The sequence below is a fragment of the Egicoccus halophilus genome, assembly GCF_004300825.1.
GTDB lineage: Bacteria > Actinomycetota > Nitriliruptoria > Nitriliruptorales > Nitriliruptoraceae > Egicoccus > Egicoccus halophilus.
Genome location: NZ_CP036250.1, coordinates 2372448 through 2388858, shown reverse-complemented (window position 1 = coordinate 2388858; position 16411 = coordinate 2372448). Strand labels below are relative to the sequence as shown.

At 75.1% G+C, this 16411-nt stretch carries 16 protein-coding genes and 1 riboswitch; of the genes, 13 read left to right on the top strand and 3 right to left on the bottom strand.

All coding sequences use genetic code 11. From position 1 onward, the window contains the following. Positions 1-77: 77 nt before the first annotated feature. From rpoZ to ELR47_RS10615, 13 genes are all read left to right on the top strand, one after another. Positions 78-326 carry a DNA-directed RNA polymerase subunit omega gene (gene rpoZ / locus ELR47_RS10675; RefSeq protein ID WP_130649883.1) on the top strand — a complete coding sequence of 83 codons (249 nt, stop codon included), beginning with the start codon at positions 78-80 and terminating at the stop codon, positions 324-326. A gap of 34 nt (positions 327-360) precedes the next feature. Then, on the top strand, positions 361-1599 hold the full coding sequence (coaBC, locus tag ELR47_RS10670) for a bifunctional phosphopantothenoylcysteine decarboxylase/phosphopantothenate--cysteine ligase CoaBC (RefSeq protein ID WP_205745196.1): 1239 nt from the start codon (positions 361-363) through the stop codon (positions 1597-1599). A 48-nt stretch (positions 1600-1647) separates the two neighbouring features. Further along, positions 1648-2838, top strand: a complete 1191-nt coding sequence (metK, locus tag ELR47_RS10665) for a methionine adenosyltransferase (RefSeq protein WP_130649882.1) — start codon at positions 1648-1650, stop codon at positions 2836-2838. Next, positions 2835-4811, top strand: coding sequence for a primosomal protein N' family DNA-binding protein (locus ELR47_RS10660; protein ID WP_130649881.1), 1977 nt, complete (start codon positions 2835-2837; stop codon positions 4809-4811). The genes metK and ELR47_RS10660 overlap by 4 nt, the downstream gene beginning before the upstream one ends. 56 nt (positions 4812-4867) lie before the next feature. Further along, positions 4868-5440, top strand: a complete 573-nt coding sequence (gene def / locus ELR47_RS10655) for a peptide deformylase (RefSeq protein WP_130649880.1) — start codon at positions 4868-4870, stop codon at positions 5438-5440. 70 nt (positions 5441-5510) lie between these two features. Then, positions 5511-6449, top strand: coding sequence for a methionyl-tRNA formyltransferase (gene fmt, locus ELR47_RS10650; protein ID WP_130649879.1), 939 nt, complete (start codon positions 5511-5513; stop codon positions 6447-6449). Continuing rightward, positions 6446-7759: a 16S rRNA (cytosine(967)-C(5))-methyltransferase RsmB gene (gene rsmB, locus ELR47_RS10645; protein ID WP_130649878.1), complete on the top strand. Its 1314-nt coding sequence runs from the start codon at positions 6446-6448 to the stop codon at positions 7757-7759. Before fmt ends, rsmB begins: the two co-directional genes overlap by 4 nt. A 64-nt stretch (positions 7760-7823) precedes the next feature. After that, entirely contained in the window at positions 7824-8525 is a 702-nt protein-coding gene (rpe, locus tag ELR47_RS10640; RefSeq protein WP_130649877.1) for a ribulose-phosphate 3-epimerase, read from the top strand. Between the two features lie 8 nt (positions 8526-8533). After that, a riboswitch (FMN riboswitch) is annotated at positions 8534-8671 on the top strand. A 125-nt stretch (positions 8672-8796) separates the two neighbouring features. Beyond that, a complete protein-coding gene (ribD, locus tag ELR47_RS10635; protein WP_165404001.1) occupies positions 8797-9909 on the top strand; it encodes a bifunctional diaminohydroxyphosphoribosylaminopyrimidine deaminase/5-amino-6-(5-phosphoribosylamino)uracil reductase RibD in 1113 nt (370 codons plus the stop codon). Then, complete coding sequence (locus tag ELR47_RS10630; protein WP_130649875.1) at positions 9909-10562, top strand: riboflavin synthase; 654 nt, start codon at positions 9909-9911, stop codon at positions 10560-10562. Before ribD ends, ELR47_RS10630 begins: the two co-directional genes overlap by 1 nt. Then, entirely contained in the window at positions 10559-11920 is a 1362-nt protein-coding gene (locus ELR47_RS10625) for a bifunctional 3,4-dihydroxy-2-butanone-4-phosphate synthase/GTP cyclohydrolase II (RefSeq protein WP_130649874.1), read from the top strand. Before ELR47_RS10630 ends, ELR47_RS10625 begins: the two co-directional genes overlap by 4 nt. Continuing rightward, positions 11917-12402: a 6,7-dimethyl-8-ribityllumazine synthase gene (gene ribH, locus ELR47_RS10620; protein ID WP_276319905.1), complete on the top strand. Its 486-nt coding sequence runs from the start codon at positions 11917-11919 to the stop codon at positions 12400-12402. Before ELR47_RS10625 ends, ribH begins: the two co-directional genes overlap by 4 nt. Before the next feature lie 35 nt (positions 12403-12437). After that, positions 12438-14645: a HelD family protein gene (locus ELR47_RS10615; protein ID WP_130649873.1), complete on the top strand. Its 2208-nt coding sequence runs from the start codon at positions 12438-12440 to the stop codon at positions 14643-14645. Here the strand turns inward: ELR47_RS10615 and ELR47_RS10610 are convergent. The 3 genes from ELR47_RS10610 to ELR47_RS10600 form a co-directional block, all read right to left on the bottom strand. Then, the gene (locus tag ELR47_RS10610) at positions 14624-15157 is read right to left on the bottom strand and encodes an NUDIX domain-containing protein (RefSeq protein ID WP_165404000.1); all 534 of its coding nucleotides are present in this window, start codon (positions 15155-15157) and stop codon (positions 14624-14626) included. The two genes, ELR47_RS10615 and ELR47_RS10610, sit on opposite strands and share 22 nt — an antisense overlap. Positions 15158-15159: 2 nt before the next feature. Continuing rightward, positions 15160-16008 (bottom strand): ATP phosphoribosyltransferase, encoded by an 849-nt coding sequence (gene hisG, locus ELR47_RS10605; protein ID WP_130649871.1) that lies wholly within the window; start codon positions 16006-16008, stop codon positions 15160-15162. Between the two features lie 63 nt (positions 16009-16071). Beyond that, complete coding sequence (locus tag ELR47_RS10600) at positions 16072-16335, bottom strand: phosphoribosyl-ATP diphosphatase (RefSeq protein ID WP_130649870.1); 264 nt, start codon at positions 16333-16335, stop codon at positions 16072-16074. Between the last annotated feature and the right edge of the window lie 76 nt (positions 16336-16411).

Below are 16411 nucleotides of genomic sequence, written 5' to 3'. Positions count from 1 at the left end.
CGCCGCCTTCCCCACGCCCGTTCCCGGGCCAGCCGCCCCCACGCGGAGGTACTCCGATCGCTCGCATCGACGACCTGATGGACAAGGTGGACTCGAAGTTCCACCTGGTGCACCTCTCGGCCAAGCGCGCCCGCGAGATCAACGGCTACTACGCCCAGCTCGGCGAGGGCCTGGGCCAGTACGTCCCGCCGCTGGTGCAGACCGAGTCGAACAAGCCGCTGTCGATCGCCCTCGAGGAGATCTCGCAGGCGAAGATCGAGGGCGTCGAGTCGTCCGGCACCACCGAGGACCCGCTCGCCTTCATCGAGGGCGACGAGCAGGCCTGACCGGGTCCGCCCGGACGAGCAGCGAGCCCCTGACGTGAGCGATCTGCGCGGCACCCGTGTCCTGCTCGGCGTCACCGGGGGCATCGCCGCCTACAAGGCGGCGCTGCTCGCCCGCCTGCTGGTCGGCGCGGGGGCGACGGTCGAGCCGGTGCTCACCCGCGGCGCCCGACACTTCGTGGGCGCGGCGACCTTCGAGGGCATCACGGGCCGCCCCGTCCGCGACGAGGTGTGGACCGACATCCCCGACGAGACCCACGTCGCGCTCGGCCGGTCCGCCGACGTCGCGGTGGTCTACCCGGCGACGGCGAACGTGCTGGCCAAGCTCGCCGGGGGGCACGCCGACGACCTGCTCACCACCACGTTGCTGGCCGCGACCTGCCCGCTGGTGGTCGCCCCGGCGATGCACACCGAGATGTGGCAGCACCCCGCCACCCGCGCGAACGCCGAGGTGCTGCGGGCCCGTGGCGTCGACGTGCTCGGCCCGGCCGTCGGGGCGCTGATGGGCGGCGACGCGGGCGCCGGCCGGCTGGTCGAGCCCGACGAGGCGTTCGCCCGCGTCGTCGCCCACGCCACCGCGGCACACCGTCGGCGCGACGACCTGGCCGGCGTCCGCGTGCTGGTGACCGCCGGCGGGACCCGGGAACCGATCGACCCGGTGCGCTTCCTCGGCAACCGGTCGAGCGGGAAGATGGGGTTCGCGCTGGCCGCGGCCGCCGCCGCGCGCGGTGCCGAGGTGCAGCTCGTCGCCGCGCCGACGTCGCTGACGACCCCACCGGGGGTCATCCGCACCGATGTCACCACCGCGCTCGACATGCATGCCGCGGTGTTCGACCGGGTCGCCGACGTCGACGTGGTCGTCAAGGCCGCCGCGGTCGCCGACTTCCGGCCCGTCACGGCCGCCGGGTCCAAGCTCAAGAAGTCCGCCGGTGCCCCGCGCCTCGAGCTCGTGCCCAATCCCGACATCCTCGCGGATCTGGGCGAACGGCGTCGCGGAGGACACGCGCAGCCGCTCCTGGTCGGCTTCGCCGCGGAGACCGACGACGTCGAGGCGTACGGTCGCGACAAGCTCGCCCGCAAGAACGCCGACCTGTTGGTCGTCAACGACGTCGGCGCGTCCGACGCCGGCTTCGGCGTCGACACCAACCGGGTCGTCATCCTGGGCCGTGACGGTGCCAGGACCGAGGTCGGGCTGGCGACCAAGCGCGCCGTCGCCGAGCGCATCCTCGACGCGGTCGTGGACCTCCTTCCGGCCGGGCCCGCCTCGCTAGGCTGAGCCGCCGCCGCGCCGCGCGCGGCCGTCCGCGTCCGCCAGGAGGCCCCGTTGTCCCGCCGCAGCCTGTTCACGTCCGAGTCGGTCACCGAAGGCCACCCGGACAAGGTCGCCGACCAGATCTCGGACGCGATCCTCGACGCGATCCTCACCGAGGACCCCGCCGGCCGCGTCGCCTGCGAGACGCTGGTCACCACCGGCCAGGTCATGATCGCCGGGGAGATCTCGACGCGGACCTACGTCGACATCCCGAAGGTGGTCCGCGACACCATCCTGCGCATCGGCTACGACTCGGCCGACGTCGGCTTCGACGGCAACACCTGCGGCGTCTCGGTCGCGATCGACGAGCAGTCGCCCGACATCGCCATGGGGGTCGACACCGCCTACGAGTCGCGCACCGGGTCCGACACCGACCCCTACGCGATCCAGGGTGCCGGCGACCAGGGGATGATGTTCGGCTACGCCACCGACGAGACCCCGTCGTACATGCCGATGCCGATCCATCTCGCCCACCGCATGGCGCAGCGGCTGGCGGCGGTGCGCAAGTCCGGTGACGTCTCCTACCTGCGTCCCGACGGCAAGACCCAGGTCACCGTCGACTACGAGGACGGCGTGCCCAAGGCCGTCACCGCCGTGGTCGTGTCCACCCAGCACCGCGCCGAGATCGACCTCGAGACGCTGCTGCGTCCCGACATCGAGGAGCAGGTCATCCAGCCCCTGCTGCCCGACGACATCGACACCTCGAACCTGCAGGTCTACGTCAACCCGACCGGCCGCTTCGAGCTCGGTGGTCCGGTCGCCGATGCCGGGCTGACGGGCCGCAAGATCATCGTCGACACCTACGGCGGGATGGCGCGCCACGGCGGCGGCGCGTTCTCGGGCAAGGACCCGTCCAAGGTCGACCGCTCGGCCGCGTACGCGGTGCGCTGGGTGGCCAAGAACATCGTCGCCGCCGGGCTCGCCAGGCGCGCCGAGCTCCAGGTCGCCTACGCGATCGGGGTGGCCTCGCCGGTGTCGCTCAACCTCGAGACCTTCGGGACCGAGCAGGCCGATCCCGACGCGATCCTGCGGGCCGTGCGTGAGGTGTTCGACCTGCGGCCCGCCGCGATCGCCGACGCGCTCGAGCTGCGCCGTCCCGGCTACCTCGACACGGCGGCCTACGGCCACTTCGGCCGCGAGGGCGAACGCTTCACCTGGGAGCGCACCGACCGCGCCGACGCGCTGCGCGACGCGGTCTCGTGACCGACGCGCGGGCCGGTACGCCGACCCGCGCCGCCACCTCGGACCCGGCGCCGCGCGTGGCCCGCGTCGTCGTCGAGGTGGAACCGTTCCACCTCGACCGTCCCTTCGACTACCTCCTGCCCGACGGGGTCGAGGTCCGGGTCGGTCAGCGCGTGCAGGTCGCCTTCGCCGGCCGCAGCGTGCGGGGCCTGGTCGTGGCCACGGGCACCGACAGCGAGGTGCCGACGTCCCGGCTGCGGCCCGTCAAGCGGCTGCTCGGGGAGCACGTGTGGGTCCGCCCCGACGAACTCGACGTGCTGCGCTGGGCCGCCGACCGGTTCGGGGCCCCGCTCGCCGACGTCGTCCGGCACGCCCTGCCCGGGCGCACCGTCGACGTCGAACGGCGCGCGGCCGCCGCCGGGTGGTACCCGCCGGGCACGGCGCGTCGAGCGCGCAGCGACCCACCACCGCCGGCGGACGTCCTGCAGGAGGCATGGGCGGCCTACGGCGACACGGGAGCGCAGCTGCGGACGGCGGTCGCCGACGGTGCCGGCTCGTTCCTGTGGCGGCCGCTGCCCGGCGAGGACGTCGCCGCGCGCGTGGCCGAGCTCGCCCAGCTGTGCCTGGCGAGCGACCGTGACGTGCTGGTGCTCGTGCCCGACCCGGGCTCGCCGGTCGCCGACGCCGTGGTCGCGGCCGCCGGCGACCTCGCCGTCGACCTGCGCGGCGGGCCGTCGGCGCGCGTGGTCTACCGCCGCTGGCTCGAGGCCCGGTGCGGTGTGGCGCGGGTCGTGGTGGGGGAGCGTGGGGCCGCCTTCGTCCCGCTCGATCGACTCGGGCTCGCGATCGTGCTCGACGAGGCCAACCCGGCCTACAAGGAGCGTCGCAGTCCCCGCCACCACGCCCGTGACGTGGTGCTCGAGCGGGCCCGACGGGCCGGTGCGGTCGGCCTCGCGGTCGGCACCGTCCCGAGCGCGGTGGCGTGGCGGCTGTTGCGTGAGCGTCGGGTCGCGCCGGTCACGCCGGGCCGCGAGGCCGAACGTCGCGCCCGCCCCCGGGTCGTGGTCGACACCGGTGAGGGCGAGCCGCGGGCCCGGCTGACCCGCACGGCCTGGCGGGCGCTGCGCGACGCGGTGCGCGCCGGCAACTACGGCGTCGTGCTGGCCAGTCGCCGCGGCGAGGGGCGGGCGCTGGTGTGCGCCCGCTGCGGCGAGCGGCTGGCCTGTCCGGTGTGCGCCTCGTCGCTGGCCCTGCACGGCCGGGCCGTGCACTGCGACGGTTGTGGCTGGAGTGCGCCGCGCGTCCCGCCCTGCCCGGCCTGTCGGGAGACCGGCGTCGTGCCGCTGGCCGCCGGCGCCGGCCGACTCGGTGCCGAGCTCGCCCGCGCCTTCGACGTGCCCGTGGCCGTCCTCGAGGGCTACGGCCAGCCCGCGCCACCGCCCCCGGCCGTGCTCGTCACCACGCGTGGGTCCGTACTGGACCGCCCCCCCGGACCGGTCGGTGCGGTCGTGCTGCCCGATCTCGACGGGTCCCTGCGACGCCCGACCCTGGATGCCGCCGAGGACACCCTGCGGCTCGCGATGTCGGTGGCGTCCTGGACCGTGCATGCCGGGTCGCGTCCGTCGCCGGGGGTGGTGGTGGCCCAGACCCGAGAACCCGAGCACCCGGCGATCGCCGCGCTGGCCGCCTGGGACCCCGGCGGGTTCTGGAAGGCCGAGGTCGCCACCCGCTCGGTCCTGCGGTTCCCGCCCCTGACCAGCGTCCTGCGTCTGGACACGGCCCTCGACCCGACGCCGCTGTTGGCGCCGTTGCGCGAGGCCTTGCCCGAGCGGGACGACCTGCTCGGGCCCGTCCCGGCCGACGGTCGCTGGCACCTGCTGCTCAAGGTCGACGACCGGGCCGCGACGCTGGCCGCGCTGGCGCCGTTGCGTGTCGCGTGGAGCAGTGCGGGCCTCGACGTCCGACTCGACGTCGACCCCGTGGACGCCTGGTGACCGGCACTGCCGTACCCTGGCGCGTCACCCCTCGACCGCAGGAGCAGGACCCCGCCGTGAGCACGCTCGAGATCCGGATCTTCGGCGACCCCGTGCTGCGCCAGCGCGCCCACGAGGTCCAGGACTTCGACGGTCGTCTGGCCAGGCTGGCCGACGACATGCTCGACACCATGCGGGCCGCCGAGGGTGTCGGCCTGGCCGCGAACCAGGTCGGGGTCCTCAAGCGCCTGTTCACCTGGGAGGTGGCCCAGGAGGAGGGGAACCCGCTCGGTGGCGCGGTCGTCAACCCGACCCTGCTCGACGCCTCCGAGGACGACCTCGAGGACGCCGACGAAGGCTGCCTGTCGTTCCCGGGCCTGTTCTACCCGGTCCAGCGGCCGCTGCGGGTCGAGGTCGGCTACCGGGACCTCGTCGGCGAGGAGCAGAAGGTGCAGCTCGAGGGCTACTTCGCCCGCATCTGGCTGCACGAGATGGACCACCTCAACGGGATTCTGTTCGTCGACCATCTCGCCAAGCACGACAAGCAGGAAGCCCTCAAGCGCATCCGCGAGTACCGCCTGGAGCAGGGGCTCGACGACCCCACGCCGCCCCGCCCCGGAGGCCTGCTCCTCGGCCGGCGGCCCCGCTGAGGCCACCGTTTCCGTCGCCGGTCCCGCGCACCGCGGCGCGGCCGTCCGCACCCTGTGAAAGGCGAAGCTCGTGCGCGTCGCGTTCCTCGGCACGCCGGACGTGGCCGTGCCGGCACTCCACGCCCTGGTCGCGGCCGACGACGTCGAGGTCGTCGTGGTGCTGACCAACCCGGACCGGCCCCGTGGGCGCTCCCGGACCCCGGTGCCGCCGCCGGTGAAGGGCGCCGCCATCGAGGCCGGCCTGGACGTGTGGCAACCGGCCAGGCCCGCCGAGGTGCTCGACGAACTGCGCGCGTTGCAGGTCGACGCCTGCGCCGTGGTGGCCTACGGCGCGTTGCTGCCGCGTCGGGTGCTCGACGCCGGCGGTCATGGCTTCGTCAACCTGCACTTCTCGCTGCTGCCACGCTGGCGTGGTGCCGCCCCCGTGCAGCACGCCCTGCGCGCCGGGGACACGGTCACGGGCATCACCACCTTCGTGCTCGACGAGGGAATGGACACGGGCCCGGTCCTCGACCGCGTCGAGGTCCCGGTCGACCCCGAGGAGTCCGCCGGGGAGCTGCTCGAGCGGCTCGCGGACCTCGGCGGTCCGGTGCTGGTCGACTCGATCCGGCGGCTGGTCGCGGGCGAGCGACCCGAACCGCAGCCGGCCGAGGGGGCCACGCTGGCCCCCAAGATCACGCCCGACGACGTCCGCATCGACTGGCGTGAGCCGGCCGCCACCGTCGTGGACCTGGTGCGCAGCGCCGACCCGGCCCCGGGCGCACACACCGTGTTCCGCGGGCGACGGCTGAAGGTCCTCGGCGCCCGGGTGGTGGACGCCGACGGGACGCCCGGCACGGTCGTGACCCGCGACGCCGACGGGGTGGTCGTGGCCGCCGGCGAAGGTGGCGTGCGGCTGCGCCGGGTCCAGCCGGAGGGCAAGCCGGCGATGGACGGGCAGGCGTTCGCCAACGGCTACCGCCCCGACCCGGGCGAGTCGTTCGGGGCGAGCGCGGGTGCCGCCTCGTGAGCGACCGCCCCGGGAGTGACCCGACCGGACTGCCGGCCCGCCGCGCCGCGCTCGCGGCGCTCACCGCCGTCGACGAGGACGACGCCTATGCGAACCTGGCGGTGCCGGCGGCCGTCGACCGGCTCGCCGAATCCCGCGACCGCGCCTTCGCGTCGCATCTCGCCTACGACACCCTGCGCTGGCAGGGGACGCTCGACTGGGCGCTGGGCGCCGTGCTGACCCGGCCACTGGACGCCGTCGAACCGGCCCTGCGCCGGGTGCTGCGCCTGGGCGCGCTCCAACTGCTGCGCACCTCGGTCCCGCCCCGCGCGGCCGTCTCGACCTCGGTGGCACTCGCCCGCGAGGTCGTGCCGTCCGGACGCGCCAAGGGCGCCGGCGGCTTCGTCAACGGCGTGCTGCGCAACCTCGACCGGCGCCGCGACGCGTTGCCGTGGCCGGACGCCGAAGACGACCCGATCGGCCACCTCGCGCTGACGACGGCGCACCCACGCTGGGTCGTCAGCGACCTGATGCACCGGTACGGGTTCGATCGCACGCGCACCATCCTCGAGGCCGACGACGCCCCGCCCGGCGTGACGCTGCGGGCCACCGGCGACCGCGACGCGCTGCTCGAGGAACTGGCCGCGGAAGGGCTCGACGCCCGTCCCGGCGCCCTGCCCGAGGCGATCCGGGTGCCCGGCGCCGACCCGCGCCGGTTGGCGGCCGTGCGCGAGGGTCGCGCCGCGGTCCAGGACGAGGCCTCGATGCAGGTCGCCCGGGCCACCGGCGCCGGCCCGGGGGACCGGGTGCTGGACCTGTGCGCCGGCCCGGGCGGCAAGACCGCGCACCTCGCCCAGCTGGTCGGCGAGGACGGTCGGGTCACCGCCGTCGAACTGCACCCGCACCGAGCCGAGCTCGTGCGCGAGGCCACCCGGCGGCTCGGGGTCGAGGTCGACGTGCACGTCGGGGACGCGACCGCCCCACCGCTGCCCGACGACGCCCGATTCGACCGGGTGCTGCTCGACGCCCCGTGCAGCGGGCTCGGCACCGGTCGCCGCCGGCCCGAGGTTCGCTGGCGGCGGGTCCCCGCCGACGCCGCCGAGCTCGCCGGCGTGCAACGACGCCTGCTCGACGCGGCCGCGGAGCGGGTCGCGGCCGGCGGGACGCTCACCTACGCCGTGTGCACCTGGACCGCGGCGGAGACCGACCAGGTCGTGCAGTGGTTCGACGCCGCCCACGGCAGCGGCTTCGAACCGGGGGAGCGGCGCCAGCTGCTGCCGGACACCGACGACACCGACGGCATGTACGTGGCGAGCTGGCGGCGTCGCTAGGCTCGCCGTCGCGCGTCGGGGGCGCGCGTCGCCGAGTCCACAGCGCCGTGGTGGGAGTATCGTCGTGCACGAGTTGCGGGTCGCCCCGTCCATCCTGTCGGCCGACTTCGCCCGACTCGCCGACGAGGTCGCCGACGTCGCCCCGGCCGTGTCGATGGTCCACGTCGACGTCATGGACGCCCACTACGTGCCTAACCTCACGCTCGGACCGCCGGTGGTCCGGAGCCTGCGCGCCGCGACGCCGCTGTTCCTCGACGCCCACCTGATGATCACCGACCCGCGCACCTACGCGCCGCAGGTCGTGGCCGCGGGGGCCGACTCGGTCACCTTCCACCCGGAGGTCGAGGACGACCCGCTCGGGCTGGTCGAGCTGCTGCGTGACGTGGGCAGCCAGGTCGGCGTGGCCGTGCGTCCCCACCAGCCGTTGTCGCTGGTCGAGGAGCTGCTGGAGTCCATCGACCTGCTGCTGGTCATGACGGTCCAGCCGGGCTTCGGCGGCCAGGCGTTCCAGCCGGAGGTGCTGCCCAAGATCGCCGAGGCCGTCGCCGCCCGCGAGCGGCTCGGCGCCCGGTTCCGCATCGAGGTCGACGGCGGGATCTCCCCGGACACCGTCGGCGGCACGGCGGCGGCTGGCGCCGACACGTTCGTGGCCGGCTCGGCGGTGTTCGACCACCTGGACCGGCCCGCTGCCGCCCGCGCGGTGCTGGCCGCGGCCGAGGCCGGCCGTCGCGAGGCGGCCGACGGCGGTCCGTCGGCCGCCGGCTAGACTGTCCGACGCGTTCCCGGGGAGGGGTGGAAGTCCCTACCGGCGGTCACAGCCCGCGACCCCGCGTCCGGCCCTCGGGCCGGGCAACGGTTGACCCGGTGGAACTCCGGGGCCGACGGTCACAGTCCGGATGAGAGGGAACGCGAGCCGTGCCGTGCCCCCGTGCCGGCACGCGGCCGGTCGACGCCGCCCGGCCCGCGGCTCGCGTACCCGCCCCGGCTTCGCCGGCCCGTCGTCCGACGCGCCGCCGCTCCCGCCGCCGAGGCCCGCCGTGTCCGAGCCGCCGCCCGCTGCGTTGCCGCTCGTCGAGCGTCGCTGGCTCGCCCGGGCGATCGCGCTCGCCGAGACCGCACGACACCGCACCGCGCCCAACCCCGCGGTCGGGTGCGTGATCGTCCGTGACGGCGAGATCGTCGGTGAGGGAACGACGCATCCGCCGGGGGGCCACCACGCCGAGGCGGCGGCGCTCGCGGCCGCGGGGGAGCGGGCCGTCGGCGCGAGTGCCTACGTCACCCTCGAACCCTGCGCCCACCAGGGCCGGACGCCGCCGTGTGCGCCGGCGCTGGCCGACGCGGGGGTGCGGCGGGTCGTGCACGTCCACGCCGACCCCTCGGCCCTGGCGGGCGGCGGGGCGTCGCTGCTGCGCGCCCGCGGGGTGTCGGTCGACGGCCCCGATCGGGTCGGTCCGGTGCTGCACGGGGCGGTGGCCGGGCAGTTGGAGGGGTTCCTGTCGGTGGTGCGGACCGGTCGCCCCCACGTGACCCTGAAACTCGCCCAGACCACCGACGGCGCCCTGCGCGCCCCGGACGGTCGCCGTTGGCTGACCGGTGTGGCGGCCCGGACCGCCGTGCACCGGTGGCGCGGCGCCGTCGACGCCGTGCTGGTCGGCTCGGGCACCGTGCTGGCCGACGACCCGCGGCTCGACGTCCGCCTGGTCGACGCGGCCCACCAGCCCCGGCCGGTCGTGCTCGACCGACGCCTGCGGACGCCACCGACCGCGCAGGTCGTCGCCCGCGGGGCGCTGGTGCTGACCGGCGCGCACGCCGACCCGGCCGCCGTGCGTATCCTCGAGGAGGCCGGCGCGACGGTCGAGGTCGTCGCCGCACCGGATCACCACACCTGGACCGTCGAGGCGTTGCGCGCCCTGGCCCGCCACGGGATCCGGAGCGTGCTGGCAGAACCCGGCGCGACCCTGGCCGACGCCCTGGTCGCCGACGGGCTCGTCGACCGGGTCGTGCTGCACGTCGCCGACCTCGGCTCGGGCACCCCGCGCCGGGCCGTGACCCCGCCGTCCGGCCGGCGCTTCGTGACCGAACGGGTCGGCGGGGCCGGCGCCGACCTCGTCCTGCACCTGCGACCGGCACCGCTCGAGGAGGCCGCCTGATGTTCACCGGGATCGTCGAGGAGGTCGGCACCGTCGCCGCCCTCGAACGCCACGACGGCCATGCCCGACTCGAGGTGACCGGGCCACTGGTGGTCGGTGACGCCGCGATCGGCGACTCGATCGCCGTCGACGGGTGTTGCCTGACCGTCACCACGTTCGTCGTGCGCGACGGCCGCCGCGTGGGCTTCGTCGCCGACCTGATGGCCGAGACCCTGCGTGCCACCGCGCTCGGCGACCTGGAGGGCGGGACCGGGGTCAACCTCGAGCGGGCCATGCGGGCCGACACCCGCTTCGGCGGCCACCTCGTGCAGGGACACGTCGACGGCGTCGGCGAGGTGCTGGCCCGCGACGAGCGTCCCGGCACCGTGTTCGTCGACGTCCGCGCCCCCGAGGCCGTGCGCCCCTACCTCGTCGCCAAGGGGTCGGTGACCCTGGCCGGCGTCAGCCTCACCGTCGTGTCCGTCGACGGCGACGGCTTCCGCGTGGGCCTGATCCCGCACACCCTCGAGGCCACGACCTTCGGCGCCGGACTGCACCCGGGCCGCCGGGTCAACCTCGAGGCCGACGTGGTCGCCAAGTACGTCCAGCGCCTGCTCACCGCCGGCGTCGACTCGCCCTACACGTCCCTCGCCTCGGAGGTCGGCCACGCATGACCGAGTTCGCGACCATCGACGAGGCCGTCGAGATCATCCGGGCCGGCGGCATGGTGATCGTCGTCGACGACGAGGACCGGGAGAACGAGGGCGACCTGGTGCTCGCGGCCGACGCCGCCACGCCCGAGCAGCTCGCCTTCGTGGTCAACCACACCAGCGGTGTGGTCTGCGTGCCGATGTTCGGTGAGGATCTCGACCGGCTGCGCATCCCGATGATGGTGGTCGACAACGAGGACCCCAAGGGCACCGCCTACACCGTCTCCGTCGACGCGGTCGAGGGCACCTCCACCGGCATCTCCGCGGCCGACCGCGCGCGCACGATCCAGGTGCTCGCCGATCCCGACTCGGGACCGCTGGACGTCCACCGTCCCGGCCACGTGTTCCCGCTGCGCTACCACCCGGGCGGCGTGCTGCGTCGGCCCGGCCACACGGAGGCGTCGGTGGACCTGGCCCGGCTGGCCGGGCGTCGGCCGGCGGCGGTGATCGCCGAGGTCGTCAATCCCGACGGGTCGATGGCGCGGGTCCCCGACCTCGAGCGCTTCGCCGCCGAACACGACCTGGTGATCGTCACCATCGCCGACCTGGTCGCCCACCGGCGCGAGCGCGAACAGCTGGTCGAGCGGGTCGCCGTCGCCAAGCTGCCCACGCCCTACGGCGACTGGCGCATGATCGGCTACCGCTCCGACGCCGACGGCACCGAGTCGATCGCGCTGCTCCACGGCGAACCCGAGGGCCGGGCGAACGTCCTGGTGCGGATGCACTCCGAGTGCCTCACCGGGGACGTGTTCCGCTCGCTGCGCTGCGACTGCGGCCCACAGCTCGACCTGGCCATGGCGCGGATCGCCGACGAGGGGGAGGGGGTCATCGTCTACCTTCGCGGGCACGAGGGCCGGGGCATCGGCCTGCTGCACAAGTTGCAGGCCTACGAACTGCAGGACGCCGGCGTCGACACCGTCGACGCGAACCTCCAGCTGGGGCTGCCGGCCGACGCGCGGGACTACGGCACCGGGGCGATGATCCTGGCCGACCTCGGGCTGTCCAGCCTGCGCCTGCTCACCAACAACCCCAGCAAGCGGGCCGCCCTGGGCGGCTTCGGGCTCTCGATCGTGGACCGCGTCCCGGTCGAGGTCCTCCCCAACGACGCCAACGAGCACTACCTGCAGACCAAGGCCGAGCGGATGGGCCACGAGTACACCGGGCAGGACGTCGCCGTGTCCACCGGCGTCGGCGACATCGCCAAGCAGCGGGCGACCGCCCCCGCGGCCGTCGAGAAGCCGACCCCGCGTGGGGTCGGCATGGCCCCATCACCCGACGACGTGCCCGCCCGCGACGACGACTCCCGGAAGGACCTCGCGTGACCCCGAACCCCAGCAACGACGTCCGCGTCGTGGAAGGTGGCCCCGACGCCGGTGGCCTGCGCATCGGCATCGTCGCCGCACGCTTCAACGAGGCCATCGTCGAGCGCCTCGTCGACGGTGCGCTCGGTGCGCTGCGCCGGCACGGTGCCTCCCCGTCGGCGCTGACCGTGGCGTGGGTGCCCGGGGCGTTCGAGCTGCCGGTCGTGCTGCGCCGACTCGCGACCGGGGGAGAGGTCGACGCGCTCGTCGCGCTCGGTTGCGTCGTGCGCGGATCGACGCCGCACTTCGACTACGTCGCCGGCGAGGCCGCCTCCGGCGTCGGGGCGGTGGCCCGCGAGACCGGGGTCCCGATCGCCTTCGGCGTGCTCACCACCGACACGTGGGAGCAGGCCGTCGAGCGCGCCGGCGGCAAGCTCGGCAACAAGGGCGCCGAGGCGGCGCTGAGCGTGGTGGAGACCGCACGGGTGCTGCGCCAGCTGTGAGCTCCGCTGCGACCCCACCCCCCGCCGACGACACCGTGACGACCGAACCGGGCGCCGGTGCCAAGCGTGCCGCCCTCGAGGCCGAGCAGGACCACCTGCACCGGGTCCACGACCGCGTCGAGCACCTGCGTGAGCGCGCCGACGCCCGCGCGGCCGAGGCGGCCGCCGACCGTTCCGGTTCGACCTTCCAGGCCCGCTTCGAACGCGACGTCACCGCCCATCACCACGCCACGCGGGCGGCACGCTACACCTTCGGGGACGTCGAGTCGCTCGCGTTCGGGCGCCTCGACCTGCGTGACGGGGACGACCTGCACGTCGGGCGGATCTCCGTGGTCGACGAGTCCGGCGACGTGCTGCTCGTCGACTGGCGCGCGCCCGCGTCGGCGGCCTTCTACCAGGCCACCCCGGCGACGCCGATGGACGTCGTGCGCCGCCGCACCCTGGTCACCCGGGGCCGCACCGTGCGCGACCTCGACGACGAACTGCTCGACGCCGATGCGGCCGAGGAACTCGGGCTGTCGTCGGTCACCGGTCAGGGAGCGCTGCTCGCCGCCCTGTCGCGGCACCGCACCGCCCACATGCGTGACATCGTCGCCACGATCCAGGCCGACCAGGACCGGATCATCCGCTCGCCCGCGACCGGGACGCTGGTGGTGACCGGCGGCCCGGGGACCGGCAAGACGGTCGTCGCACTGCACCGGGTCGCCTACCTGCTCTACGGCGACCGCGACCGCTTCGAGGGCCGCGGCATCCTGGTGGTGGGGCCCTCGCAGGCGTTCACCGAGTACACGGCGCGGGTGCTGCCCTCGCTGGGCGAGGACCGGGCGGTCCAACGGGCCCTGGACGGTTTCGCCCCGCGCGGGGTGCGGGTCACCGGTTGGGACGAACCCGACGTCGCGGCGGTCAAGGGCGATCTCGCCATGATCGAGGTGTGCCGTCGCGCGGTCGCCGCGGCCGTGCCGCCGCTGCCCCCCGCCACCCGGTTCAGCTTCGAGGGCACGACGGCCCGGCTCGACGGACGCACGCTGGCCGGGCTGCGTCGGCGCCTGCTCGGGCGGGTCTCCTCCGACCGGGACGTGACCACCTACCACGCTCGCGCGGCGGCGGCCGACGACGCGCTGCGCGCGGCGTTGTGGAAGGCGTGGCGGGGCGCGCGTCGCGCCGCGGGAGCCCGTCCGCCCGAGGAGCGATCCGGCACGGGCTTCGACCAGGCGCTGGAGGAGGCCGCGCAGGTCACGATGCTGCGGCGATGCTTCTGGCCCGAGCTCGACCCCGCCGACGTGCTGGCGCGGCTGGCGTCCGGCCGGGTGGATCTCGACCGCCTCGCCGGTGACCTGCTCGGCGCCGAGGCACGCGGGCGGTTGCACGACGCCTGGCAGCAGGCGGAGGGCTGGACGCTCGACGACGTGGCACTGCTCGACGAGGTCCGTGCGGTGCTCGGCCGTGTTCCCGAGGCGAGCACCGAGTCGCCACGGGACCGGGACCCCGGCCTGCGTGTCACGGGCGACCCCGGTCCGGCGGCGGTCGCGCCCGCCGACGTCGAGGCCGACGACTACCGGGACTTCGCCCACGTCGTGGTCGACGAGGCGCAGGACCTCACCCCGATGCAGTGGCGGATGGTGGCCCGCCGGGGCCCGTACGCCTCGTGGACGGTGGTGGGGGACCTGGCCCAGCGCAGCCGCGTGGCCGAACCACGGGACTGGGACGCCGTGGCGCGCCTCATCGGCCGCCGGCAGGTCGCCGTGCAGTCGCTGTCGGTCAACTACCGCACCCCGGCGGAGATCGTCGAGGTGGCCCGTGCCGTGCTCGAGGCCGCCGACCACGACCCCGACGCCGTCCCGCGCGCGGTTCGCGAGAGCGGTCACCGGCCCACGCTGCACCGCACCGACGACCTCGTCGGTGTCGCGGTCGGGACGGCCCTCGACGCGGCCGCACGGGCCGACGGCACGGTCGTGCTGATCGGTCCACCCGAGTTGCTGCCCGAGCTGACCTCGACCCTCGAGGGGGCCGAGGCGGAGGACGAACGGCGGGAGCGGGTGCGGGTGCTCGACGCGCGCACCGTCAAGGGGCTCGAGTTCGACGACGTCGTGGTGGTCGCGCCCGACCGCATCGCCGAGGCGTCGGCGGTCGGCCTGCACCAGCTGTACGTGGCCGTCACGCGCGCGACCCGGTCGTTGGCGGTCGTGGCCGCCCCCGACGCGCCCGTGCCGGGCGAGGAGCGCTACGCGTCGGTCCGCGCCTGACCGGGCGGGTCCCAGGTGGCCGGGGCGAAGCTCGCCGGGGCGCCGTCGACGTGGACCGCCACGGCGGCGGCGACCGCCTCCGCGGCGGACGCCGGCAGCGACAGCCGTGCCAGCTCCCCGGGTGCGAACCAGGCCGCCTCGACGAGTTCGCGCGGGTCGACGCGCAGCGCCGCCGGGTCGCGTGCCGTCGCGGTGAACACGCTGGTCACGTAGGCGGTCACGTCCCCGTTGTCGTACGCGATCTCCCGGCCGGCGCCGCCGAGCACGCCGGCCAGCGCGCGGAGCTCGACGTGCAGTCCCGTCTCCTCGTGGACCTCGCGCACCGCCGCGTCGGCGGGTCGCTCGCCCGGCTCGATCGCCCCACCGGGCAGGCCCCAGTCGTGGCTGCCGTCGGCGTGGCGGACCAGCAGCAGCCGGTCGCGGTCGAACACCGCCGTGCCCACCGAGGGCAGCAGCAGCCGGCGCGTGCCCACCAGGGCCCGCAGTTCGGCGACGTGGCCGGAGCGCGCCACGACTACAGCCGGCAGGCGAGGATGTCGGTGACCAGGATCCCGCGGGCGCCGAGCTCCCACAGCTCGTCCATGATGCGGTTGGTCTGCTTGCGCTCGACCATGGCGCGCACGGCGACCCATCCCTTGTCGTGCAGGGGCGAGACGGTGGGCGACTCGATCCCCGGCGTGAGCGCACAGGCGTCGTCGACCGCCTCCACCCGGACGTCGTAGTCGATCATGACGTACTGACGGGCGATGATGACGCCGTTGAGTCGCCGCGCGAGCTGTTCGACCTGCGGGCTGGGCGGACCGCCGCGGGCGTCACGGACCAGCACCGCCTCGGAGTGCAGGATCGCCTCGCCGAGGACCTCGAGGCCGGCCTGGCGCAGGGTCGCGCCGGTCTCCACCACGTCGGCGACGATGTCGGCCACCCCGAGCCGGACCGCCGTCTCCACGGCACCGTCGAGGCGGATCACCTCCGCCTCGATGCCCCGCGCGTCGAGGTCGCGACGCACGATGCCGGGATAGCTGGTCGCGATGCGCTTGCCGGCGAAGTCGTCGACGGACGCCGCCGTGCCCGGAACGGTCGCGTAGTGGAACGTGGAGCGGGCGAAGCCCAGCGGCAGCAGTTCCTCGGCGTCGCTGTGGCCGTCGAGCAGCAGGTCACGGCCGGTGATGCCGACGTCGAGCTGGCCGGCACCGACATAGGTGGCGATGTCGCGCGGCCGCAGGAAGAAGAACTCGGTGTCGTTGTCGGCATCGACCAGCACGAGCTCGTGTCGGGCGGCACGCTGGCGGTAGCCCGCCTCACGCAGCATCTCGACGGCGGGTTCGGACAGCGAACCCTTGTTGGGGACGGCGACACGCAGCATCGGGTGGGACCTCGTCGGACAGGACGCGTCGGGCAGGACTCGTCGGGTGGCGTGGGGGGCGCCCTACAGGTGGCGGTAGACGTCGTCGAGCGTCAGTCCGCGGGCCAGCAGCAGCACCTGCAGGTGGTAGAGCAGCTGCGAGACCTCTTCGGCGGTGCGCTCGTCGGTCTCGTGCTCGGCCGCCATCCACACCTCGGCCGCCTCCTCGACGATCTTCTTGCCGATGGCGTGCACGCCGGCGTCGAGTTCGGCGACCGTGCGGGAGCCCGCGGGGCGGTTCTCGGCCTTGGCGGCGAGCTCGTCGAAGAGTTGCTCGAAGGTCTTCACGGCAGTGGTGGGCCTGACGGACGGGACGCGAGACGCGGGGCTCGAAGGTGCAGCCTAGGGGAGCCCGGGCCCGGAC

Excerpts from the sequence above, each read along its gene's own strand:
- ELR47_RS10625 (WP_130649874.1), top strand. The coding sequence starts at position 10,559 with ATGACCGAGTTCGCGACCATCGACGAGGCCGTCGAGATCATCCGGGCC.
- ELR47_RS10630 (WP_130649875.1), top strand. The coding sequence starts at position 9,909 with ATGTTCACCGGGATCGTCGAGGAGGTCGGCACCGTCGCCGCCCTCGAA.
- rpoZ (WP_130649883.1), top strand. The coding sequence starts at position 78 with ATGGACAAGGTGGACTCGAAGTTCCACCTGGTGCACCTCTCGGCCAAG.
- hisG (WP_130649871.1), bottom strand. The coding sequence starts at position 16,008 with ATGCTGCGTGTCGCCGTCCCCAACAAGGGTTCGCTGTCCGAACCCGCC.